General features: G+C 43.7%; 23 protein-coding genes and 4 tRNA genes. 20 read left to right on the forward strand and 7 right to left on the reverse strand.

All coding sequences use genetic code 11. The features are described from left to right. Positions 1-238 precede the first annotated feature (238 nt). The 3 genes from NKU06_RS05890 (at position 239) to NKU06_RS05900 (ending at position 4,318) form a co-directional block, all read left to right on the forward strand. Entirely contained in the window at positions 239-2,314 is a 2,076-nt protein-coding gene (locus NKU06_RS05890; protein ID WP_253224621.1) for a copper-translocating P-type ATPase, read from the forward strand. 452 nt (positions 2,315-2,766) lie between these two features. Next, on the forward strand, positions 2,767-2,931 hold the full coding sequence (locus NKU06_RS05895; protein WP_254729404.1) for an alcohol dehydrogenase catalytic domain-containing protein: 165 nt from the start codon (positions 2,767-2,769) through the stop codon (positions 2,929-2,931). Positions 2,932-2,984: 53 nt separating this feature from the next. After that, positions 2,985-4,318 (forward strand): IS3 family transposase gene (locus NKU06_RS05900; RefSeq protein ID WP_202936979.1). Its coding sequence is split into 2 segments (ribosomal slippage): positions 2,985-3,438 and positions 3,438-4,318, totalling 1,335 coding nucleotides; the frame shifts between segments, so codons are not numbered across the junction. Positions 4,319-4,637: 319 nt separating this feature from the next. Here NKU06_RS05900 and NKU06_RS05905 read toward each other — a convergent pair. The 6 genes from NKU06_RS05905 to NKU06_RS05930 all read right to left on the reverse strand — a co-directional run bounded on the left by NKU06_RS05905 (position 4,638) and on the right by NKU06_RS05930 (position 10,368). Further along, positions 4,638-4,802: a multicopper oxidase domain-containing protein gene (locus NKU06_RS05905; RefSeq protein ID WP_254729406.1), complete on the reverse strand. Its 165-nt coding sequence runs from the start codon at positions 4,800-4,802 to the stop codon at positions 4,638-4,640. Between the two features lie 65 nt (positions 4,803-4,867). Further along, a complete protein-coding gene (gene tet(O) / locus NKU06_RS05910) occupies positions 4,868-6,787 on the reverse strand; it encodes a tetracycline resistance ribosomal protection protein Tet(O) (RefSeq protein ID WP_254729408.1) in 1,920 nt (639 codons plus the stop codon). A 366-nt stretch (positions 6,788-7,153) separates the two neighbouring features. Further along, complete coding sequence (locus tag NKU06_RS05915) at positions 7,154-7,528, reverse strand: TnpV protein (protein ID WP_105210566.1); 375 nt, start codon at positions 7,526-7,528, stop codon at positions 7,154-7,156. Continuing rightward, on the reverse strand, positions 7,509-8,867 hold the full coding sequence (locus tag NKU06_RS05920) for a multicopper oxidase family protein (protein WP_254729409.1): 1,359 nt from the start codon (positions 8,865-8,867) through the stop codon (positions 7,509-7,511). Before NKU06_RS05920 ends, NKU06_RS05915 begins: the two co-directional genes overlap by 20 nt. Positions 8,868-9,640: 773 nt before the next feature. Then, the gene (locus NKU06_RS05925) at positions 9,641-9,853 is read right to left on the reverse strand and encodes a hypothetical protein (RefSeq protein WP_005653483.1); all 213 of its coding nucleotides are present in this window, start codon (positions 9,851-9,853) and stop codon (positions 9,641-9,643) included. An 83-nt stretch (positions 9,854-9,936) separates the two neighbouring features. Continuing rightward, entirely contained in the window at positions 9,937-10,368 is a 432-nt protein-coding gene (locus tag NKU06_RS05930) for an IS1 family transposase (RefSeq protein ID WP_254769540.1), read from the reverse strand. Between NKU06_RS05930 and NKU06_RS05935 the strand changes: the two genes are divergently transcribed. The 10 genes from NKU06_RS05935 to tuf all read left to right on the forward strand — a co-directional run bounded on the left by NKU06_RS05935 (position 10,294) and on the right by tuf (position 16,237). After that, positions 10,294-10,533 carry a flavodoxin gene (locus NKU06_RS05935; protein WP_253224319.1) on the forward strand — a complete coding sequence of 80 codons (240 nt, stop codon included), beginning with the start codon at positions 10,294-10,296 and terminating at the stop codon, positions 10,531-10,533. The genes NKU06_RS05930 and NKU06_RS05935 overlap by 75 nt on opposite strands. A 150-nt stretch (positions 10,534-10,683) precedes the next feature. After that, the gene (locus NKU06_RS05940) at positions 10,684-11,061 is read left to right on the forward strand and encodes a DUF4405 domain-containing protein (protein ID WP_254729412.1); all 378 of its coding nucleotides are present in this window, start codon (positions 10,684-10,686) and stop codon (positions 11,059-11,061) included. Positions 11,062-11,330: 269 nt separating this feature from the next. Next, positions 11,331-12,173 (forward strand): integrase core domain-containing protein, encoded by an 843-nt coding sequence (locus tag NKU06_RS05945; RefSeq protein ID WP_254729032.1) that lies wholly within the window; start codon positions 11,331-11,333, stop codon positions 12,171-12,173. Positions 12,174-12,978: 805 nt separating this feature from the next. Continuing rightward, positions 12,979-13,054: transfer RNA gene (locus NKU06_RS05950), tRNA-Thr, on the forward strand. Positions 13,055-13,134: 80 nt separating this feature from the next. Continuing rightward, positions 13,135-13,218, forward strand: a tRNA-Tyr gene (locus NKU06_RS05955). Between the two features lie 25 nt (positions 13,219-13,243). After that, positions 13,244-13,317, forward strand: a tRNA-Gly gene (locus tag NKU06_RS05960). 7 nt (positions 13,318-13,324) lie between these two features. Continuing rightward, a tRNA-Thr gene (locus NKU06_RS05965) sits at positions 13,325-13,399 on the forward strand. Between the two features lie 292 nt (positions 13,400-13,691). Beyond that, positions 13,692-13,877 carry a hypothetical protein gene (locus NKU06_RS05970; protein WP_254729414.1) on the forward strand — a complete coding sequence of 62 codons (186 nt, stop codon included), beginning with the start codon at positions 13,692-13,694 and terminating at the stop codon, positions 13,875-13,877. Between the two features lie 111 nt (positions 13,878-13,988). Further along, positions 13,989-14,834, forward strand: a complete 846-nt coding sequence (locus NKU06_RS05975) for a glycosyltransferase family 8 protein (RefSeq protein ID WP_254729417.1) — start codon at positions 13,989-13,991, stop codon at positions 14,832-14,834. A gap of 212 nt (positions 14,835-15,046) precedes the next feature. Beyond that, positions 15,047-16,237: an elongation factor Tu gene (gene tuf / locus NKU06_RS05980; protein WP_253222969.1), complete on the forward strand. Its 1,191-nt coding sequence runs from the start codon at positions 15,047-15,049 to the stop codon at positions 16,235-16,237. 147 nt (positions 16,238-16,384) lie between these two features. Here tuf and NKU06_RS05985 read toward each other — a convergent pair whose 3' ends face one another. Then, on the reverse strand, positions 16,385-17,119 hold the full coding sequence (locus tag NKU06_RS05985) for a folate-binding protein YgfZ (protein ID WP_254729419.1): 735 nt from the start codon (positions 17,117-17,119) through the stop codon (positions 16,385-16,387). Between the two features lie 197 nt (positions 17,120-17,316). Here NKU06_RS05985 and NKU06_RS05990 point away from each other — a divergent pair, with 197 nt between their 5' ends. From NKU06_RS05990 to NKU06_RS06020, 7 genes are all read left to right on the forward strand, one after another. Next, a complete protein-coding gene (locus tag NKU06_RS05990) occupies positions 17,317-17,655 on the forward strand; it encodes a zinc ribbon domain-containing protein YjdM (RefSeq protein ID WP_254729421.1) in 339 nt (112 codons plus the stop codon). 276 nt (positions 17,656-17,931) lie between these two features. Beyond that, positions 17,932-19,224 (forward strand): glutamate-1-semialdehyde 2,1-aminomutase, encoded by a 1,293-nt coding sequence (gene hemL, locus NKU06_RS05995; protein WP_254729423.1) that lies wholly within the window; start codon positions 17,932-17,934, stop codon positions 19,222-19,224. Positions 19,225-19,410: 186 nt separating this feature from the next. Next, complete coding sequence (gene secA / locus NKU06_RS06000; protein WP_254729425.1) at positions 19,411-22,227, forward strand: preprotein translocase subunit SecA; 2,817 nt, start codon at positions 19,411-19,413, stop codon at positions 22,225-22,227. A 192-nt stretch (positions 22,228-22,419) separates the two neighbouring features. Next, a complete protein-coding gene (locus NKU06_RS06005) occupies positions 22,420-22,779 on the forward strand; it encodes a hypothetical protein (RefSeq protein WP_254729427.1) in 360 nt (119 codons plus the stop codon). A 90-nt stretch (positions 22,780-22,869) separates the two neighbouring features. Then, complete coding sequence (locus NKU06_RS06010) at positions 22,870-23,118, forward strand: helix-turn-helix domain-containing protein (RefSeq protein WP_253222975.1); 249 nt, start codon at positions 22,870-22,872, stop codon at positions 23,116-23,118. A 40-nt stretch (positions 23,119-23,158) separates the two neighbouring features. After that, complete coding sequence (locus NKU06_RS06015; protein ID WP_254729429.1) at positions 23,159-23,557, forward strand: hypothetical protein; 399 nt, start codon at positions 23,159-23,161, stop codon at positions 23,555-23,557. A 155-nt stretch (positions 23,558-23,712) separates the two neighbouring features. Next, a complete protein-coding gene (locus NKU06_RS06020) occupies positions 23,713-24,057 on the forward strand; it encodes a hypothetical protein (protein WP_254729431.1) in 345 nt (114 codons plus the stop codon). Positions 24,058-24,110: the final 53 nt, after the last annotated feature.

Below are 24,110 nucleotides of genomic sequence, written 5' to 3' on the forward strand. Positions count from 1 at the left end.
CATCGGTATTTGCAGGCAGCCTGAAAAAAACCGTCATTCTGACTGGCCCAATCCGTACCTGCTTTTTCGGTAAACGACCGGTGATGACCCTATGAACCCAACAGGAGAAATTGTGATGAAGCAAGAAACACACAAACCGCCCAAACACCACGAGTGCCGACACGGACACGGACACGGACAGCACCGCCCTGTGCAGACACCGTCCGATGCAGCGGCTGCTTCGGGCTACACCTGCCCGATGCATCCGGAAATCCGGCAAGACCGCCCCGGCAACTGCCCTCTTTGCGGTATGGCATTGGAGCCGCTGATGCCTGAATTGGACGACGACAATCCGGAGCTGCGTAATTTTTCCCGACGCTTTTGGTACACGCTGCCCCTGACGGCGGCAGTGCTGGTGCTGGCGATGTTCGGCGAGCGTCTGAACCTGATGGATATGGCCGCACAAAGCTGGGTAGAGCTGGTGCTGTCGCTGCCGATCGTGCTGTGGGCGGGGCTGCCGTTTTTCTCACGGGGTTGGCAGTCGCTGGCAAACCGTAGTCCCAATATGTGGACGCTGATTGCACTGGGAACGGGTGCAGCCTTCGTTTACAGCGTTGTTGCCACCGCTGCACCCGACATCTTTCCGGCATCGTTTGTATCGATGGGGCGGGTCGGCGTGTATTTTGAGGCGGCGGCCGTCATCATCTCGCTGACCTTGCTCGGCCAGATGCTCGAACTCAAAGCCCGGTCGCAGACTTCGGCGGCAATCAAGACCCTGCTCGGACTGGCGCCCAAAACCGCACGGCGTATCGGCTCGGGCGGTGCTGAAGAAGATGTGCCGCTCAGCCACATCCACATCGGCGACCTTCTGCGTGTGCGCCCCGGCGAAAAAGTGCCTGTCGATGGCGTGGTGGTTGAGGGCGCAAGCTCGGTAGATGAATCGATGCTGACCGGCGAGCCGCTGCCGGTGCGCAAAGCCACCGGCGACAAAGTCATCGGCGCCACGCTCAACACCGGCGGTGCGCTCGTCATCCGCTCCGAGCGCATCGGTTCGGAAACCGTGCTTTCGCAGATTGTCCAGATGGTGGCCCAGGCGCAGCGCTCCAAAGCACCGATGCAGCGTATGGCTGACGGGGTGGCAGGCTATTTCGTACTGGCGGTTGTCGCCGTCGCCGTTGCCACTTTCTTTGTCTGGGGCGTGTTCGGCCCGCAACCGTCTTGGGTGTTCGGGTTGATCAACGCCGTTGCGGTCTTGATTATCGCCTGCCCCTGTGCACTGGGACTGGCCACGCCGATGTCGGTGATGGTCGCCACAGGACGCGGGGCAGGCAGGGGTATATTGTTCCGTGATGCCGCCGCTATCGAAAACTTGCGGCGAGTAGACACTTTGGTGATTGATAAAACCGGCACACTCACCGAAGGCCGACCCGCCTTTGACCGTGCCGTTGCGGCAGCAGGCTTTTCCGCCGAAGAAGTGCTGCGTTTGGCCGCCAGCTTGGATCAGGGCAGCGAACACCCGCTGGCCGACGCCATTGTGCAGGCCGCACGGGCACAACAGCTGAAGCTGAGCAAACCCGAACAGTTTGATTCAGGCAGCGGCATCGGCGTGAGCGGCGTGGTTGAAGGGCGTGCGCTGGCACTGGGCAACACGGCGTTTATGCAGCAGAACGGGCTTAGCGTCGAACCACTGATCGAGCAGGCCGAATCCCTGCGCAGTGAAGGTGCCAGCGTGATATATCTGGCTGCGGACGGACATCTTGCGGGACTGCTTGCCGTCTCCGATCCTGTAAAAGACAGCACCCCCGAAGCATTGGCCTCGCTCAAAGCAGCCGGCCTGCGCATCATTATGGCAACCGGCGACGGATTGACCACGGCAAACGCCGTGGGCGCAAAACTGGGCATCGACGAAGTGCACGGCGAAGTCAAGCCCGCCGACAAACTGGCACTGATCGAGCGGCTTCAGAACGAAGGGCGGGTGGTCGCAATGGCAGGCGACGGCATCAACGATGCCCCCGCACTGGCCAAAGCCGATGTCGGCATCGCAATGGGTACCGGCACCGATGTGGCAATGAGCAGTGCGCAAATCACGCTGGTCAAAGGCGATTTGCGGGGTATTGCCACCGCACGCAAATTGTCTGAGGCCACCGTGCGCAATATGAAGGAAAACCTGTTATTTGCCTTCTTATACAACGGCCTGGGGGTTCCCGTTGCCGCCGGCGTGCTGTACCCCTTTACCGGCTGGCTGCTCTCGCCGATGATTGCCGCACTGGCGATGAGCCTAAGCTCGGCATCCGTGGTCGGCAACGCACTGCGGCTGCGCAAAAGCAAGTTGTAGACCACAGCCCCGCAGGCTTCTTCCAATGACAAAACGACCTCAAAAACACCGCTTTTGATAAAGCGGTGTTTTTTATGCCGTCTGAAAAGGTCTTTAATACTTTTTCAGACGGCATTGTGTTTTTCAAACAGTTTCGCAGTGTGCGTCATTGCACCAACCCAATATTTCATCAGGAAAATGGTGCAACAAGTTGCACCCTACATCTTTGATGCTTTTTTAAGACGGCATTTTTTTCAGACGGACTAAAACGCCCAATCTTTCCATTTTTAAAAACCAACTTCCCATTTTTCGCCATTCTTATTGTTATTTTAAAACGCTAAAATACGCCCATTTTTAATATAGGTCAAAACAATGAGCAAACAAATCCAATTTACAAAAACAGGTTCGCCTGATGTCCTGCAAATCGTTGATGTACAAATCCCCGCCCAAAATCGGGCGAAGTGCAAATCCAAATGCACGCTTTGGGACTAAACCGTGCCGAGATGATGTATCGGGAAGGGGCGTATGTGATTGACTCTGTGTTCCCTGCGACTTTGGGTTATGTAGGGGCAGGCGTGGTCGTGGCGGTGGGCGATGACGCTGGCGAATTTCAAATCGGCGACAAAGTGAGCGTCTGATCTGCACCCCAAAAGTTGGACTAAAAACCAACTGATTAAGGTGCAGATTTTTTATGACGAAATACAACCAATCTTTCAAACAAGAAGTGATCGCATTTTTTCTCCAAAACGGGAAAAATTGCTCACTCACTCGCCAGCAATTTCAGCTTAAAGCCTCCACGCTACGTCGTTGGATTTCGCAATATAACTATAATGGAATCAATAGTTTAGCCGTACTGGGTAAGAAGCAAAAATATTCCCCAGAATTTAAATTAACCGTCATACAAGCGGTCAAAAAGGGGCAATTTTCTGCAGAAAGTGCTTGTCTGCATTTTGGTATTGCTAATTCAGGGGTGATTAGCCAGTGGTTGCAAGCCTTTGAAAAACAAGGTATAAACGGCTTATTTCCAAAGCCGAAAGGACGACCAGCAATGAAACCGAAATACCCGAAAATGCCTCCCCCACCCAAAACCGAAGAAGAACGCTTGCGTTATCGGATTTTGGAACTGGAAGCGGAGAATGCTTACCTAAAAAAGTTGCGGGAACTCAACCAAGCAAAAATGCGGAAAAAGTAGCCATCATGAAAATGTTGAGGGTAAATTTTTCCTTGGAAATATTACTCCATTTGACAGGTTTAAAACGCTGTTCATTCTTTTATCATTTACAGCTTAAAATTGATAAAAATGTGGCAATTAGGCAGGAAATTGTTGAGATTTATCGCAAAAATGACGGCAATTATGGCTATCGTCGTATTACGTTAGCATTGCGAAAAATGTTCGGTGCAATTAACCATAAGCGTGTGCAAGCGATAATGCAACAGCTTGATTTAAAAGGAAAATGTAAGCAGAGAAAATATCGTTCTTACAAAGGCGAAGTGGGTAAAATTGCCGAGAATTTATTGCGACAGGATTTTCACACAAACGCTCCAAATGAAAAGCTCGTCACGGATATTACCGAGTTTAAATGTGCGGAAGGCAAACTTTATCTTTCGCCGATTAAGGACTTATTTAATGGCGAAATTATCGCCTATGACCTTGCCCGAAGCCCAAACTTTGAGCAAATAATGCGAATGATGAAACAATCTGTCGCAAAGCTCCCGCAAGGAGCAAGCCCGATTTTACATTCCGACCAAGGATGGCAATATCAGATGGCAGGTTATCAGGCGATATTGAAACAAAATGGCATCGTGCAAAGTATGTCAAGAAAAGGAAATTGCTTGGATAACAGTGCGATGGAAAGCTTTTTCGGGCGATTGAAGACGGAATGTTATTTTGGTAAACGATTTGAAACATTTGAGCAACTCGAACAAACTATTCACAAATATATTCATTATTACAATCACGAGCGTATTCAAGTGAGACTAAAAGGGCTAAGCCCTGTGCAATACAGAACTCAGTCCTTGAATTAACGTAGTCTAACTTTTTGGGGGCAGATCAATAATTAAATTTTGTAAAAATAAATCATAAAAAACCAAGAGAAGAAAATACTCACTTTTATTAAAGCATCAAGACCATAAAATATTATCTATATAACCGGAAAGTGAATTACCAGATAGGTTATTAAATAAGTTCATATGTAGCCACTGTTATCGGTGTATTGGTTGAAGTGCCTGTGATGCTCTCACTTGTTGCGTTGTTAAACCGTTGGAATAAATAATGACAAGCAGAGGGATTTTCGCAATTTACAAATTTTCACGAAAATCCCTCTATTTTTATAGTTAGATACCACTATTCCACTTTAAACATCCCCATCATACCGAGATTTTCATGTTCTAAAATATGGCAATGGTACATTTTCAACCCAGTATGTCCTTGCTTAAAGCGAATAATAACTTTTTCATAAGGGCGTAAATTAACCACATCTTTTAACGCTCTGCCTTCTGGCTTATCCATTCGCATTTCATCATAATTAGTCTCTAATCCTTTCAAATCTCATTTTATATGACTTTTGCAAGCTGTTAAGCTAACTTGTGGAACATATGCCGAACCTTATCTATACGGCTATTCGGGCGGCGGGGTTGGCAAATAAATTTACCAATAGCTGGCTGGTATCCTTTTAACTCTGTCAAGCAGACTCCCTGCCCATTTGTGAAATAAGTTAAATCGTTCCTGTATTCTTGAATACATCTAGCAGGGATTTCTCCTTTCAGAATGACCTCGTCATTCTTTATCTGAGTACTTACAATATCTGCACAATACCTTGGAGCATCATGATACGCCCGTGAGAGATATTCCTGCGGTGCATAAATTTCAAAGTGGAGATATGGCTCTAATAGTTCTGTCCCTGCTTTTTTTAAAGCCTGCTCCAATACGATAGGGGAAAGCAGCCGAAAGTCTGCGGGGGTACTTACAGGACTATAATACAATCCATATTCAAAACAGATTTTACAGTCTGTCACTTTCCATCCATACAGCCCCTGCTCGCAGCCATAAAGAACCCCCTCCATAACCGCATTTTGGAACGATTGATTTAAATATCCAAGTGAAACTCTGCTTTCATACTGCACTCCGCTTCCAATAGGGAGCGGCTCTATGGACAACCCGACAGAAGCCCAGAAAGGATTTGGCGGGACTTCTATGTGGATGGTATATTCTGCTTTTCTAAGCGGTCTTTCCATATATATAACAGTAGGCTCTTTTATTTCTGCCTCCACATGATATTTTTCCTCAAGGATGGCACAAATGACTTCCATCTGCACATTCCCCAAAAAAGAAAGTATAATCTCATGCGTTGTAGTATCCACATAATATTTTAAAAGAGGGTCGCCATCTGAAATTTCTTTAAGTGCCTCAAGCAATATTTCCCGCTGTTCAGATTTCTTTACTGCAATCGCTGTTTGGAGCATAGGGAGAGGATTTTCAATAAATTTTCTCTGCGGCAACAGCATTTCGTTCCCCAAAATACTGTTTAGCTGCAAAACATCATTTGGTAAAATTACAATATCACCAGAGCAGGCTGTATCGGATGAATATAATTCACCGTTTGTCGGAACACACATCTCTGTGATTTTTATTTTCTCTTTTTCAGATATTCTAATAACATCCCTCAAATGCAATGTTCCGCTATATATACGCACATAAACAAAACGCCGCCTTTTCTCTGAATATTCAATCTTAAAAACCTGCCCGCATAGTTCAGATTGACCTTCAGGCGTTGATGAATAAAATTTACTGGCAATCACTTCTATAAGCTGCCGAATCCCCAGATTGTTTTTAGCGCTTCCGTGATAAACGGGAAATAACATTCCGTTTTGGAATCTCCTGTTTTCTTCCTGTTCCAGTTCTGACATTTTAAACGGTTTCCCTGACATATATTTCTCTAATAGTTCATCGTTTCCCATAATTACCGTATCCCACTGTTCCATATCGTCATTGTCTGTTACATTTATATGGGGATGCTGCCCAACCTTTTGCTTCACTATAATTTCCGAAGAAAGCTTTGCTTTCATTTCCCGATATACCATTGGCAAATCAATCCCCTCTTGGTCAATTTTATTGATGAAAAAAATTGTCGGAATCTTCATTGTCTGTAGTGCATGAAACAGTATACGGGTCTGTGCCTGTATGCCATCCTTTGCAGAAACTAATAATACTGCTCCGTCTAATACGGATAAAGAACGGTATACTTCCGCCAAAAAATCCATATGGCCTGGCGTATCTATAATGTTGACTTTTACATCCTCCCACTGAAAAGATGTCACTGCTGTCTGGATAGTGATTCCCCTTTGACGCTCCAAATTCATTGTATCTGTCCTTGTTGTGCCTTCATCTACGCTCCCTGGTTCTGCAATTGCACCACTGGTATACAATAAACTCTCCGTTAATGTTGTCTTTCCTGCGTCAACGTGAGCCAGAATGCCTAAGTTAATTATTTTCATGTGATTTTCCTCCTATCAACACCCAAAAAAGGGCATAAAAATACCCAGTGATAAATACTCCTATCACTGGGTAAATAACTCCAATAGCCCCAAAACACTTATATGTTTTCGGGCATATAAAATTACATGATAAAAGTATTCTTAAACTGGGTACAAAAAACTAAGCCCCATATTAAAAGTGAAACGGGACTGCTACTTTTTGTTCCCACTATCAAATTGACAGTTTATTTAAGAATACCTTGCCGCATATTTATTAACTCCTTGTATAATACTGAATCTAATTATATTCCTTAACCCTTTATTTGTCAAGCTGACAAACTAAAGCAGAAAAAGCGGCAGGATTTCCCCCTGCCACTAATCATCTGTTTATGCAAAAATAATTTCCTTTTCCACAATCTCCCTCGCACAAGCCCTTATGTTATTGAGGCATCCTGTCCATTCTAAGGCGTTTTCTGCCTTTAGCTGTTCCGTTATGCCCTGTGCCTGTTTCATACCCTCTATGAGCCTTTCAAAGCGTTCCTGTGCCTGTCTGTCAATGTCGGCAAGGTAGGCGTTAAGTCTGCCGCTTGTAAGAAGATTGGTGTATGTAACTTTACGGTACTGTTTTAGATAATCTAAATGCCGTTGCCCCCAGATGCCTATCGGCTGTTCTTCTTCGGCGGGTACAGTTAAGCACGGTATTAAATAATCGCCTTGCCTTTCGTATTTGCCGCCCATTTCCTCAAAAATTGTCTTTGCCATTGTCTGTTACCTCCACATTCTTTTTTATTTTGAATGTCCGCAAAATCCGTCCTACATCATTCAATTTGGTAACAAAATCAATACGGTTCATATCAAAGGTTTGACCGTTGATTAAGAACATACCATTCATCATTGGTGGAATAGGGTTGTCCGTTGGTGTTGTAGTAGCGTGATGTGTACCGTGATTCATCATTGGCATATTCGTATGGTTCATCATTTTTTCACTAAAGCGAATTTGGCGAACCTGCTTTGGCTCATCCCAGTTAGGCAAGGACCTTAAGCTTTCAGGTAACTGAACAGGTTCTGATTTCACCTGAATTGTGGCTAAAGTGAGATCTTTAGGCTGTTCTTGCACCATCATCTTACGGCGATCATAATAACCGCTTTGTAAATTGACTGTTCCTTGCGTTTCACCCACCATAATCACTTCAACGCGTTCGGCTGGTGTAAGTAGTAGTTCATCAACAGGCGAGCGAGGTTTTTCAAGTAAACCACCTTCGGTACCCACCACAATCCATTTCACCCCTGGAATGTTTAAACGAAAATAACGAGCGCTAGTGGCATTCCAAAGACGGATTCGTTCATTCGTTTTCACTTGAATCTGGGGCTGATATTGACCGTTGATTAACACAAATTCACCCTCACGACCGTTCATCCAATCTAACATCGTGTTTGCTGGAATGGTGCCATCGGCATTTAAACGCAGATCGGAAATCACCCAATGTTGTTCAGGAAGGTGTGCAAGCGGATCATTTTTCGCTTTAACAACGAAAGTGCCTGCTAAGCCTTTATAGACTTGTTCGGAAACATAGTCATGTGGATGAGGGTGGTACCAATATGTCCCAGCACTGCCTTGAGGTAGCGTAAAGCGATAGACTTTTTTCCCTTGCGGTTCAACCATATCCATCGGGTTACCATCCGCCTCATTTGGTACATCTAAGCCGTGCCAATGTACTGTTGAGGGTTGTGGTAGGTGATTGATAAATTCAATTTCTACGGTATCGCCTTCAAATACTTCAATTTGTAGCCCTGGTAGTTGTCCGTTATAAGCCCAAAATTCCGTTTCTTTATTGTCTGCGAGGCGAATTTTAATTGGCTCTGCTTTTAAAGTAGCTTTGAATAGTCCAGCTTGAGTCGATTGATTAGCAAGTTTTGGCAACATCCCATTAAGCGATAAACCTGAAGGCATTGCCTCAGTTGGCATTAGGCCAGTAGGTACTGAATGCATCATCGCCATATTGCCATGTTGTGCGTGGTTCATCATATTCGCAAGGCTATAAAGCGAGCTACTGGCTAAGCTAATTCCAATTCCATAACGTAAAAAATCTCGACGTTTCATTCTTTCCTCCCCCCCCCTATTGGTTATAGGATTTAAACACTTCACTTTCACCGTTTTTTTTTAATTAAAACAACATTTATGCCTAAACTTAAAAGCAACAATGAGCGGGGGAATTTATGTAATTTCATAAGATGTCCTTATTTTTATTGAGATTAATTGGACATCATTTTAAAGCTTAACCTAGGGTTAAGGTCAAGGGATTTGAAAAAATAATTTGCAAATTTTTCTCAAAATCCTACCGCTTGTTTTTCAATATGTATGAAATCTTTACTATAATACAGTCTCATTACTCAGGAGTAATAATGCACACATTCCATCCCCAATCACTTGTCTGGACAATAGAGCCGCAAGCTTTTGAAATATCAGAAAATAAAATAACCATCACCACAATGCCACATACGGATTTAAAGCAGTCAATGTGTTTTTGCGTGAACACCCCAATTTAAACATTCATTAGGTATAATAATAAAAACCTTAAACAGAATATCATAGCAAAATGAATTTAAAACCAGTTAAAAATCAAACTTCCCAATACGAAGAGTGGGCAAGAGAAAAAGTCAAAAAAGCTATATCCCCAACCTGAAGAACGGGGCTTTACGGCGCAAAAATGGTAAATTTGACTGGTTAAAAATTGAAGGCAAAATAAGTTATTTTAATTTGCAAACACCCAAATCCTGCATAATTTTGAAGATTTTTTACAAATTATTCATATAACATTGTTTTATATTGTAAAATTTTTAAGCTGTGTTGTTACCCATCAACACTGCTTTCAATTATTTTTTCTTTTTCGCCAATAACTCATCAATTAAACCATTCAGCACTTCCCGAATGGTTACGCCCTGTTCCGCCGCATATTTTTTTAGTTCACGATGATTGGCTTCTGTCATATCAAAGCTAATCCGCTTAATACGCTCTTGCTCGCTGACATCAGCAACAGAAAGTTTGCTTTTAGTTGCGCTTGGGCGACCTGCTGTTAATTTATTCATTTGCATATTTCCTTATTTATTTAAAACATTGGTGGTGTCCTGAAAAGTGTGCTGGGTTAAATTTGTTTGGGATGATTGATTGCCTAAAATCCAATATTAAAAGATTTAACATGATAAAACATTGATTTGGAAAAACAGCAACTGCGCCTGACGGCTCTACTTAATCTGTGCCGAATCCGACAGTTATTACCCTCAATCGCTTTAGTATGTTGCTTACCCACCCATTGGTCACCGGTATCAGAAAACGCATTTACAAAAGCATCCCAATTATCGCCGGCAATACGTTCATAGCTTACTTTGAGTGCTTTTAAACGCTGCTTTAAAGCCAAAGCGGTTTGCAAATCACGTTTGCCCCAAACAAATGCCATGATTTCACTTGTCTTGGCATGATAACCGATGCAGATACGGTATTTTTGGTCTATCCGATTTGGTGGTACAAAATGCCAATGGCGCTTTATTCTTTGCTCGAGCAAGTAGACTTTAGTGGGAAAAATATTGTGCCAGTGGTTGGTCACGGAGGCAGTCGTTTGGGTGGAACGGATAAAGATATTCAGCAACTTCAACCACAAGCCAACGTGAAAAACGGTTTTGAGGCGTATTTGCATAAAACGGTCAGAGCAGAGCCTGAAGTAGAAAAACGGTTGGCGAAGTTCTTAACCGAAAATGGTTATACAAAATAAAAATGTAGGGACACACAGCGTATGTCTCTACCATTTAAATTTCAATTTTATGAAGAAAAAATATCTCTTCCAACTCGCTCAAGATTTGGTTCTAACGGCAATATTGCTTTCTCTTTTTGACTATCATCTTTACGAAGAAATCACGCACGAATGGCTCGGCTTGGTCTTTTTTTTGCTTTGATTATCTCACATCTTTCACTGAATACCTGGTGGCTCAAAAAGACCTTTTCAGGCAGTTATAACAGCTATCGCATTTTGCAAAGTGCGGTCAATTTTGCAACTTTTTTGTTATTTTTAACCGCTTGTATCAGTGGCATTATGCTTTCTAAACATCTATTGGTGGAAATGCTATTCCACTCTACCACAGATTTAATGCGAAAAATTCATATGACCAACACCCATTGGTTGCAAATTTTAGTGGGTGTACATTTGGGGTTACATTGGAAACCTATTGCTAATTTATTCGCAAATGGCTACCGTTTAGATCTTGAACATTGGCTTGCACGCAGGCTTATTCCAGCTTGTTAGCTGATTATTGCCGCTTATGGTATTTTCGTTTTTGTGCAACGAGAGTTGTTGCCCTATTTATTGCTGAAAGTGGATTTTGCCTATTTCAATTATGATGAACCACAAGCGGTCTTTTATTTTGACTTTTTTGCGATTTTAATTGCACTGGCTTACAGCACAAGGTTTTGGGTTTGGTATTTTTTATTTAGGAAAAAAAATGTCAAAAGTTAAATCTATTTAGATGTAAGATAAACTACCGTTGTTTACAGTATTAAGGTAAAATACTGCAAATGAACATTCATAAAAATACACGATTGCTTCCCTACCAACGGGAAGCCATTTGGACTGCTTATCACAAGAACAGGCAGTCAGTTACTTCACTAGCATTGGAGTACAAAGTATCAAGACCTACCATTTACAAAGTCTTAAAACTTGCTCGTGTTAAGCTACTCAAGCCCCAAGCCAGTACCAACAATCGCTTTAAACAAGCCAAATATGGTATTAAACGCCTTGCTAAAGTTGAACAATCCATACAGGATAAGCTCAAAAAGCAAGCCAAGCGATACAATAAGTCCTATCCTGGTGAGATGGTGCATGTGGACACCAAACGCCTGCCCTTGCTCAAAGGACAAAATGCCAACAGTCCTAGAGAATATCTATTTGTTGCCATAGATGACTATTCTCGCGAATTGTATGCTGACATCATGCCGGATAAAACAGCCTTTAGTGCAACACAGTTTCTTGTAGAACAAGTGATAGAGCCATGCCCCTACAAAATTGATGTGATTTATTCTGACAATGGCACAGAATATAAAGGCACAAAAGACCATGAATTTTCTCAAGCCTGCTATCAAAACAACATCAATCAAAAATTTACCAAAGTAGGTAGGCCACAAACCAACGGCAAAGCTGAAAGGGTCATACGAACATTAATGGAGCTTTGGCATGATAAACATGAATTTGTCAGCAGTGAGCATAGAAAGCAAGAATTAACCAGATTTCTTAATTTCTACAACACTGTTAGACCGCACTCATCTTTAAGTAAGAAAGATGAGACTACTGGCAAGACTTTAACTTTTACTCCTTATGAGTGGTTAGAGTTTTATTTTAAGCAAAGTGTAAATAACGCTTGAGTTTCTTACAATTTAGATATTCTGTATAAATAACCTAAATGGCGGATAGATAGAAACGATCTTATACTCGCCACAATTTTATTAATTAAGGATAGCCAAATATGAAGAAAATTAATGTTGCCATTGTGAGGAGTGGGTATTCTACCCGTATTTTCCATGTTCCCTTTTTTCGGTTTAACGTGATAAAATTTATTGAGCGTTCAACCACTCGGGCATTAGCATGGTTTCCCAACATTGATATTGTGTCAAATTTTGAAAAGTTACTGACTGATGAGGTGGATTTAATCGTGATTAGTCAATAAGTGTAAAAATGGCATAATCAACCCAATGAATTTATGGACAAATATTATCTGTTTGGTATTTTATAGTAAGTACATTGTGTAAAAATAAAATCTGAAACCTAGTCTTTTTATTCTTTATTTTTACGTATTCACACTTCAATTTTAACAAGTTAATATTTAATTTATTGATTTTAAAGCATTTTATAATTTACATTCCTAAGTGGTATAGAAACAACCATTCTAAATAAAGTCGAGCAATACAAGGCTTAGCCTTATTTGGCTTTGGCTTATCAAAGTATCATCAGCTCAAGTGTGTGCTTGGGCTGATTTTTTTATTTGGTTTATCATATCAACGCCATCGTATCACAACAACTTATAAATCAAGCGAATAATAAAACAGCAAAAGTATATAAAATAAAACACAATAAAATCAATAACTTATAAACTATTTTAAAAATCAGCCAAAAAAGTGCTTGCATAGATTTCGAAGTATGATATCATACGCACCACTTAGGAAATACACCGCCGGCTTAGCTCAGTTGGTAGAGCAACTGACTTGTAATCAGTAGGTCGCCAGTTCGATTCCGGCAGCCGGCACCATTCCTAAGAAAATATTAGGTAAAGCCCAACATTGGGCTTAATCTTTTACCAGACCAGTAAAAGAGACACCTAGCCAATTTGGTGGGGTTGGGGAGCGGTCAAACCCAACAGACTGTAACTCTGTCGCGAAAGCTTCGAAGGTTCGAATCCTTCCCCCACCACCATTCTTCCTACCTTGGTTACTACCCTGCGGGTGTAGTTTAGTGGTAGAACCTCAGCCTTCCAAGCTGATGGTGCGGGTTCGATTCCCGCCACCCGCTCCATAATTTCGCTCTTGTAGCTCAGGGGTAGAGCACTCCCTTGGTAAGGGAGAGGTCACGAGTTCAATTCTCGTCAAGAGCTCCATATTTTGAATTATCCTTAAGACGCATCGTTTTAAGGGTTTTTTATTTTCTAGCCATTTTTTTTACGATGTATAAGGAGGCATCATGCGACACAACAGCTTACCGTTATTGACTTTAGGTATTTGCTTGGCATGATGTCTAGGACGCATATCAAGCAATTTGAATGCGTCCAAATGTTGTTAGCCTGACATTTGGTCAGGCTTTTTTTGTTTTTTTGAATATCAATACTTATTCATTGATGCCAAATTTACGCCATTGGGATGCTAATTCAGTTTATAAAAGACGAGAAAATCATGGCAAAATACACCATCCAATTACCAAAATCAGGCAAGGCACGCAATTTGGCAAGTTTATCACCACTCATGCAAAAAGGCGGGCGGTTTGAAAGTGAAAAACCAACCGCCAAACATCGCAAGTCGCGATACCAAGCCAAAAAGATGCTTAGGCAATTTGACCGCAATGCTAAAGATTGGCACTAATCTATTGGTTGATTAAGTTGTTTTGGTAGATAAATTGAACTGTATATTCTGGCGGGCTATGCTATAATGAAATGATGTAATTTTGTCCCATTGAGTTTTAAAGAGCACCATATGACGACTGATACGCTCACAACAAATATTGTTGTCGCCAGTGATAAAAATTATCTAAACTACTTGGATATTGTGCTCAAATCATTGTTGGCACATCATCAATCATTTAATGTATTTATCCTGAACACAGGCGATATCAGTCCAGAGTGGATGGAGGAACGCCAGCAGTTTTTTGCCCAAAGGCAGTCAAGCTTATACTCAGCATATATCAATCAAAATGAGCTTCAGCGATACCGCCAAAGCGACTATATCACGCAGGCGACCTATCTTCGATACTACATCGCCAAGTTATTTGAATACAGTCAGTCGAATCGATGGCTGTATTTAGATTGTGATATTGTCATCAACGGCGATATTTTTCGGCCTTTTGAAGATAAACGGTTTTCGCAGTTTTCACTAGGTGCGGTGCAAGATCCATTTGTGAGCAATTTGGCACAGCATAGATTTCGTCAAGGTGATTATTTTAACGCTGGTGTATTGTATATCAATGCAGATCGATGGGCGGGTACCACAGAGCCGCTGATACATTTAACTGAAAAATTACAAGAAATACTGGTTTATGGCGATCAAGATGTCTTGAATGTTTATTTTCATGAGCAGTGGTTTGCTATCGACTGGCGTTATAACTGCCAACCGGAGCATTTTTTGTCAGGCAGCGTCAATGCTGAAAATGCATCACCAGATTTGATACATTTTGTAGGCTCAGTTAAGCCATTAGCAAAGTCTCAATTTGTCTTGAGTGTCCAAAAGGCAGTTGATTTATTTAAATTTTATGACAAGATCACCTATCAGACGATATTAGAAAACCCTATCGGATTCTTTAAATTTGTCCTGTGGAGCAAATGATTGGCGATGTGTTCAACCATTTTATCAAGGGATTAAAATGTCGCGATATTAGATTTTGGTTCATTAAAAAGTTATTCAATGACAAAATAATCCATCCAAATGTATTCAAATACTAATTTCACTATGGTATAATACATCAGGATATGGTCATGGTTTTTGGGCGTTGCTCGAGAGCCGACCATGGCGTTTAATTAACAATCGAGGAAACCATCATGGCAAAGGCCAAGTTTGAACGTAACAAGCCACACGTAAACGTTGGTACCATCGGTCACGTTGACCATGGTAAAACCACTCTAACTGCTGCTATCGCTACTGTTGCTGCTAAGCACCACGGCGGTGAAGCAAAAGACTACGCTGCAATTGACTCAGCTCCAGAAGAAAAAGCACGTGGTATTACCATTAACACTTCTCACATCGAGTACGACACTGCAAACCGTCACTACGCACACGTTGACTGCCCAGGCCACGCTGACTATGTTAAAAACATGATCACTGGTGCTGCACAGATGGACGGCGCGATCCTAGTTGTATCTGCAACTGACGGCCCAATGCCACAAACTCGTGAGCACATCCTACTATCTCGTCAGGTTGGTGTACCATACATCATGGTATTCATGAACAAGTGCGACATGGTTGATGACGAAGAACTACTAGAGCTAGTTGAAATGGAAGTTCGTGAACTTCTATCTGACTACGACTTCCCAGGTGATGACACCCCAATCATCAAAGGCTCTGCACTAGAAGCACTAAACGGCGCTGACAGCAAGTACGGTGAGCCAGCAGTTCTAGAACTACTAGACACTCTAGACACTTACATCCCAGAGCCAGAGCGTGCTGTTGATAAAGCATTCTTGATGCCAATCGAAGATGTATTCTCAATCTCAGGTCGTGGTACTGTTGTAACTGGTCGTGTTGAATCAGGCGTCATCAAAGTTGGTGAAGAGATCGAAATCGTTGGTATCAAACCAACTCAAAAAACTACCTGTACTGGTGTTGAAATGTTCCGTAAGCTGCTAGACGAAGGTCGTGCAGGTGAGAACTGTGGTATCCTACTTCGTGGTACTAAGCGTGAAGAAGTTCAACGCGGTCAAGTACTTGCTAAGCCAGGTTCAATCACCCCACACACCAAGTTCGACGCAGAAGTATACGTACTATCAAAAGAAGAAGGTGGTCGTCACACGCCATTCCTAAATGGCTATCGCCCACAGTTCTACTTCCGTACTACTGACGTAACTGGTGCAATCACTCTACAAGAAGGCACTGAAATGGTTATGCCAGGCGATAACGTTGAGATGAGCGTTGAGCTAATCCACCCAATCGCTATGGACAAAGGTCTTCGCTTCGCGATCCGTGAAGGCGGCCGTACCGTAGGTGCTGGTGTTGTTGCTACTGTTAAAGACTAATCGTTAAACAGTCACAAACCAACCATAAAACAAAAAGGCAAACCTGAAAAGGGTTTGTCTTTTTGTTTGTTTATCGGTTTGTAAAAAAGCCACGCAACAAAAAAAGCCATCATTGCGATGGCTTATGCTATTTGGTCTACAAACTAATCACACCTGACCTACATCGGCTTGCAAGGCATCAGGCAGTGGCAGATTCTGTAGAGATTGAGTCGCGCCCAGAGTTTCGATGGCATCAGGGCGCGCGACGACCAAAGCTTCTGAACCATCTAAGCTACTGATGCTATTTACCACAGCCAAGCCCGATTCTTCAGCATGATGGGCAAAAAAGTCCACATCCGCACTTGCCACACGGTGCAAATAGGCTTTTGGGCTTGCCTTAAAGTACAATCGCGCAACGATTTCTTGACCCAGATAGCAGCCCTTATTATATGCCACGCCATCACGCTGATGCAGGCGCAGCTCTTGCGGTTGATATAGCTCGCTTGTGTCTTTGGTAATCCAATAATTACCCGTAGCGATACTCAAGGCTTGCCATTGCGCGGTTTGATCATGGTCGGTGGTATCAAAACTTGCCACGCCATCAATGATCGCAGGATAAATCGGCTTGGCAGCAGATAGGGTGATTTTTGAAAACGCGCCAAATTTTTTGATATGCTTGGCAAGGTCTTCTGCCAAATCACTGCTGATCACGATTTGCACACCATCATCCGCGTTATCACTGATGCGACGCACCCACAAGCCAAATTGTACGCGCCCCTTTAGATTGCAAATCGCTGTCGGTACAAATGCCGTACCGATTTTACCCATATCTGCGGTGATTTGTCCTTGCAAAAATTTATCAGTATCACCGCCTGTCATCACAAAAACGCTAAAATCAGTCATTGTTTTATCCCAAATCATAATCGCTGATCAAAAGTATTGCGCATTTAATGGGGATGATTTGCAAAAATTATAAGGGTGATTGGCATAAAAATGTTAAAATTTTGTACGATTTGCCATAGAGTGCAACAAATTGACGCCGAAATCGGTTACAATAAGCAGTTAAGTTTTAATTTGCAATTTTCAACACAGAGGATGCGATGACACTACCAGCTTGCCCAAAATGCCACGAAGAATTCACCTATGCCGACGGCGATCTGCTGATTTGCCCAATGTGCGCGCACGAATGGAAAGAGGGCGAGCCAAGCAATGAGCTGCCAGTCATCAAAGATGCAGTCGGCAATGTGCTGGCCGATGGCGACGCGGTAACGGTTATTAAGGATTTAAAAGTTAAAGGCTCAAGCGCGCCTATTAAAGTCGGTACCAAAGTCAAATCAATCCGTCTAATCTACGATGCACCCGATGATCACGATATTGACTGTAAAATTGATGGCTTCGGGGCGATGAAGTTAAAATCTAGTGTGGTCAAAAAAGCCTGATTATCTTCGCCTGATGGGATATTGCGTCGTCAAGTTTCGCTCGATGTACTAATTGTACACCGTTGCTTATTTTTCTAGCACTATTTATATTAGACCACGATAATTGTACAGATTTATAGCAAAAGCCAAAGAAATTGCGGTTTATAACCGCTTTTTCCAAAATTAATTTACTGCAGATGATTTAATTGGCAGTAATAATGAACAAAAATATCAAGCCTAAGAATTTAGCATTCTTTGGCTATAAATGTAAACTCATCCAAAAAACAAGGATTTCCCATGACTCACCAAAGCGCCGCTGACCAAATCTTGTTCGAAAAAGCCAAACGCCATATCGCTGGCGGTGTCAATTCGCCTGTGCGTGCCTTTGTGGGCGTGGGTGGAACACCTGTGTTTGTGTCGCGCGCGAAGGGTGCGTACATTTACGACACCGAAGATAATGCTTATATCGACTATGTCGGCTCATGGGGCCCGATGATTTTGGGTCATGCGCATGATGAAGTGATCGCTGCGGTCAAGGCGGCGGCTGAAGACGGCCTGTCATTTGGGGCACCGACGCCATCAGAGACGACGATGGCGGATTTGATCGCTAGTATCGTGCCAAGCATTGAGCTTGTGCGCATGGTATCATCAGGCACAGAAGCGACGATGTCGGCGATTCGTTTGGCGCGTGGCTATACAGGTCGTGATAAGATTGTCAAGTTCGAAGGCTGCTATCATGGGCATTCGGACAGCTTGCTTGTCAAGGCTGGCTCTGGCATGCTAGATATTGGCGAGCCGACTTCTAAGGGCGTGCCTGCTGATTTTGCTAAGCATACCTTAACACTACCTTATAATGATATTGATGCATTAAAGGCGTGCTTTGATAAATTTGGCAGTGAGCTTGCGTGCGTGATTTTAGAGCCGATCGCGGGTAATATGAACATGGTCATCCCAAGCCAAGAATTTCACAACACCTTGCGCGCACTATGTACAGAGCATGGCGTGGTGCTGATTTTTGATGAAGTAATGACAGGCTTTCGTGTGGGTCTCGGGGGTGCGCAGGCGCATTTTGGCATCACGCCTGATTTGACAACATTTGGCAAAATCATCGGCGCAGGTCTGCCTGTCGGTGCGTTCGGCGGTAAACGAGAGATCATGGAATGCATCGCGCCATTGGGCGGGGTGTATCAAGCAGGCACGCTGTCGGGCAATCCATTGGCGATGCGCGCAGGCAAGGCGATGTTTGATAAATTGACTGCTGATGGCTTTTATCAAGAATTAACCGCTAAAACCGAATATCTGATTGCAGGGCTAAAAGCTGCCGCCGCCAAGCACAATGTGCCATTCCAAGCCTGCTCGGTGGGCGGAATGTTCGGTCTGTTCTTTAGTAAGACTCTGCCGCAGAATTTCAATGATGTCGCGACAAATTGCGATGCCAAAAAATTCGCCACTTTCTTCCATGCCATGCTTGATGAAGGCGTGTACCTTGCGCCATCGGCATTTGAAGCGGCGTTCATGTCATCGGCGCACACTTATGAAGATCTTGATAAGACCATCGCTGCGGCGGATAAAGTCTTTGCCAGTTTGTAAAATTTTGTCAAATTGTGCGGATTTATGGGATGTGCAGCTTGATTTTAGTGCATTCAAAACCATAAACCTGAGCAATATGATTAATGGTTGAAAAATTCAAAATAACACAGTGGTGAATTGGTTTACTTTGTCTTATTTTGTTTTAAATGATGATAAATGGGCATTTCCCATTTTACGGAAAAAATTATGTTAGCAAAAATCGTCGGTGCGGTCATCGGCACCAAAAATGAACGCGAACTTAAGCGTATGCGCAAAGCAGTCGCCAAGATCAATGCCCTAGAACCAAGCATTCAGGCACTGAGCGATGATCAGCTGCGCCAAAAAACACAAGAGTTCAAAGAGCGTCATCAGGCAGGCGAAAGCCTTGATAAGCTGTTGCCTGAAGCGTTTGCGGTGTGTCGTGAAGCGTCGCTGCGTGTCAATGGGATGCGCCATTATGATGTGCAGCTGATCGGCGGTATGACCTTGCACGAAGGCAAGATCGCTGAGATGAAGACGGGTGAAGGTAAGACTTTGATGGCAACTCTAGCAATGTACCTGAACGCCATCAGTGGCAAGGGCGTGCATGTCGTCACGGTCAATGACTATCTTGCCAAGCGTGATGCCGAGCTGAACCGTTCGCTGTTTGCATTTTTGGGCTTGACTGTTGGTGTGATTTATAGCCAGCAGCCACCACAAGAGAAGTTCGCCGCTTATCGTGCTGATATTACTTATGGCACGAATAATGAATACGGCTTTGACTATCTGCGTGATAATATGGTGTTTAGCCTAGCTGAAAAAAAGCAGCGTCCGCTGAACTATTGCATCATTGACGAGATTGACTCAATTTTGATCGATGAAGCGCGTACGCCACTGATTATCTCAGGTCAAGCCGAAGATTCGGCGCATCTGTATGCCTTGATTGATAAGGTGGTTGAAAATCTTGTGCACTCGCAAGATGAAGAAGCGAACAAGAATAATACCGATGGCGATTTTTGGATTGATGAGAAGAATCGTACCATAGAAATCAGCGAAAAAGGCTACGAGAAAATTGAGAAATTCTTAATCGAAGTCGGTGAGCTGGGCGAAAAAGAAAGCTTATACAGCCCTGCGCGTCTGCCACTGCTTGCTCATGCACAGGCGGCGATTCGTGCGCATCATTTATTTGTCAAAAATATTCACTACATCGTCCAAGATGGCGAAGTGATCATCGTCGATGAGAATACAGGTCGTACCATGCCAGGTCGTCGCTGGTCAGATGGTCTGCACCAAGCGGTAGAAGCCAAAGAAGGCGTGGAAATCCAAGCTGAAAATCAGACGATGGCGACCACCACCTTCCAGAACTATTTCCGTCTGTATGACAAGCTGTCGGGCATGACAGGTACGGCAGATACCGAAGCGGCGGAGTTGAAATCGACTTATGAGCTGGATGTTGTGATCATTCCGACACATCGTCCGATTGCGCGTATTGATATGGATGACCAGATTTTCTTGACCAAGCTTGGCAAGTACAAAGGCATCATCCGTGAGATCAAGGCAATCACCGAAAAGGGCGCGCCTGTACTGGTTGGTACAGCGACGATCGAAGCGTCCGAAGAACTGTCTTATTTGCTTGACCAAGAAGGCATCAAGCATAATGTCCTAAACGCCAAGCAGCACGAACGCGAAGCTGACATCATCGCCCAAGCAGGTCGCCCAAAGGCAGTGACTATCGCCACTAACATGGCAGGTCGTGGTACGGATATTATCCTAGGCGGTAACTGGCAAGCAGAACTTGAAGACATTGAAGGCGTGACCGATGAGATGCGCGCAGCAGCACAAGCAGCATGGCAAGAGCGTCATGATGCAGTGCTGGCGGCAGGTGGTCTGCATATCATCGGTTCAGAGCGTCATGAATCACGCCGTATCGACAACCAGTTGCGTGGTCGTGCCGGCCGTCAAGGTGACCCAGGTCAATCTCGCTTTTTCTTGTCGCTAGAAGATGATTTGATGCGTATTTTTGCTGGTGATCGCATTACCAATATGTTCCGCGCGATGGGTCTAAAAGAAGACGAAGCGATCGAGCATAAGATGGTATCGCGCTCGATCGAAGGTGCGCAAGGTAAAGTAGAAGCGCGTGACTTTGATGCGCGTAAAAGCCTGTTGAAATACGATGATGTCGCCAATGAGCAGCGTAAAGTCATCTATGGGCAGCGCGATGAGCTGCTTGCCGAGATGGATCTACAAGACAGCATCAAGGCAATGCACCATGAAGTGTATAATGCGCTGATCAATCAGTTCGTCCCACCAGGTTCGGTCGATGATCAGTGGAATATCGATGGTCTGGAAGATGAAATTGAAGAAGCATTCCGTTTTTATATGCCGATCAATGACTGGCTAGACGCTGATCGCCGCTTGGATGAAGAAGGCTTGCGCGAAAAAATCGTCAATACTGCCATCGAACGCTACGAAACACGCCGCGCGCAGATGGGCGAAGAAACTGCCGCATCGCTTGAGCGTCACTTTATGCTACAAAGCCTTGATCGTCACTGGAAAGAACATCTGACTCAGATGGATCAGCTGCGTAAAGGCATTCATCTGCGCAGTTATGCACAGAAAAATCCAGAGCAAGAGTATAAGCGCGAATCATTTGAGCTGTTCCAAGCGATGATGGGTGCGATCAAGTCTGATCTGGTACAAGACCTTGCGCGCGTACATGTGCCGACCCCAGAAGAGTTAGCAGCCTTAGAAGAAGAGCGTCGCTTGCAAGCTGAACGGATGCAGATGATGTTTGAGCATAATGAGATCAATCTAGACGGTAGCGAAAGCCGCGATCCTGAATTGACCACAGGTCCTGTGCCAAATCGCCACCGCATCAAGCAGCAAGTGACCATCACACTAGGTGGTGCAGCCGCTGCAAGTGACAGCGTACAGCCGCAAGTGGGCGATGATGAGCTCGTTATTCCTGCCAATATCAACCGCAATGCGCCATGTCCTTGTGGCTCTGGATTGAAATACAAACAATGTCACGGCAAGCTCAGCTAACCTTGTGCAGTTTGGGTAAAAAGGCGGTTTTTAATCGCCTTTTTGTTTGAATCGATGATGGGTAAGATTGGATAATCTACAGCAAGTAAAAAATACCAAGATGTCATCGTATGTAACAAAAAGTATGCTATACTAGATTTATTCAATTTAACGCATTGTCATCCATGATGGCAAAAAACTCAAGGACAACCCATGAAAAAATCATTATTCAGCGTCCTACTGTTATCTGCAACCGTTGCTTTGGCTGCTTGCAGCAAAAAAGCTGAAGAAACCGCACAAACCGCCGAGCCTGCTGATGTACCGATGAGCGCCGCCCCTGCTGATGTCGCCATTAAGGACAACAGTGAAGATGCAGCAGTTGACAGCGCACAAGCCACCGATACGGTAGCTGTAGCAGATGGCACAGCTACCGAAGCTGAGCCTGTGCCTGCTGATGAGTTAGCAGATGAAAATGGTGATATCGCTGAAGCCATCGAATTTGATGATGAAGCAGCAGCGACCGCCACAGCAGATGCTGAAGTGGTGGATGAAAGCGAAACAACCAATAAATAATCTGCTAAACAATCCGCCAATCAGTACAAAAAAACGCCAAGTTATCATTGAACCGCACCCCAAAAGTTAGACAACCTTTGGGGTGTTTTTATGACCAAATACACAATTGACTTTAAACTTGAAGTCATTGATCATTATCACAATGGACTTAGTTGTACTCAGATAGCTAATTTGTTTGGTATAGAAAGTTCTATCGTCCATAACTGGGTGAGACTCTACCAAACTCATGGTATTGATGGCATTCGTATCAGAAAGAGCAAAGCTAGTTATTCACCAGAATTCAAACACACAGCAGTATTGCTTTTCATCATGAATGCGGTAAAAAAGATGCGATTTTGATGCTGTTTTAGGTTACAATATGAATTAAGATAAGTTTACTATGCAAAAACAAGCATTTAACTTGGAATTTGACCATCTGATGGGACTGTCAGATGTTGAACTCGACAAGGTACATAAGGTTATGAGCATTTTCGATGTACAGCAAACGCTGAAAAACACTGAACAAATGGTGGCATTAACTGCCGCACAAGTGGAGCGTATGGCGGCTGAAAATCAGCGGATGCAAGCGGTGAATGCAGCAGAATATGAGCGGCTTATCGCTGAAACCATGCGCATTCGTGCAGATTTCGAAAAAGCACAAGCAGAACGAGATAGAATTAATAAAGAAACTCGCTTTTACCCTGTGGTTGCCCTACTAACATCTGCCGCTTTTATCGCTTTTGCGACATCTGTAACAACCGCTTTTGGGGTTTGGTTACTTGGTTTTGTCACCAAGTGAACGCATGGTTGATATTGCAAGCCGTCCAAATGGGCGGCTTTTGCTTGTACAGAATACGCCAAGGCGTATTAATTTGTGGGTGAAGTTTTTAAAAATCCTACTTCCTGTTGGAAATATAATAACCACATCAACCAACAACACAAGGAAACTTAAAAATGCGCACTATGGCACAAGCAATGGCGCAAGCCCACATTAAAGCAATTGCTTCACTGCTCACCAACAAAGAAGCCCTAACAGCGATTGAGCAAGTTAAGCATATGCTTGATACAAAACAGCCGTTATGCAATGCAAGTTTTGCGCTACTGATGAAAGCAGGCGAAATCACAACCAACAGCTATGGCTATTGCCATTTTGCGGTTAATGGTTGTCATTATGACCTTTGGACACTATGTGAACGGCTGATGCAAAGATACAGAAAAAACACAGATCCTGTACTACACGCCATCTACAGCGAATTGTATGAACGGGATTATTACGGCTCATCCGATGATGATGCATGATTTGGTAAACAAGGTTGATAATTTATGTTCACTATGTTAGATTGTACGCATGA

Origin of the sequence: Moraxella sp. FZLJ2109 (assembly GCF_024296965.1) — a bacterium.
Classification (GTDB): domain Bacteria; phylum Pseudomonadota; class Gammaproteobacteria; order Pseudomonadales; family Moraxellaceae; genus Moraxella.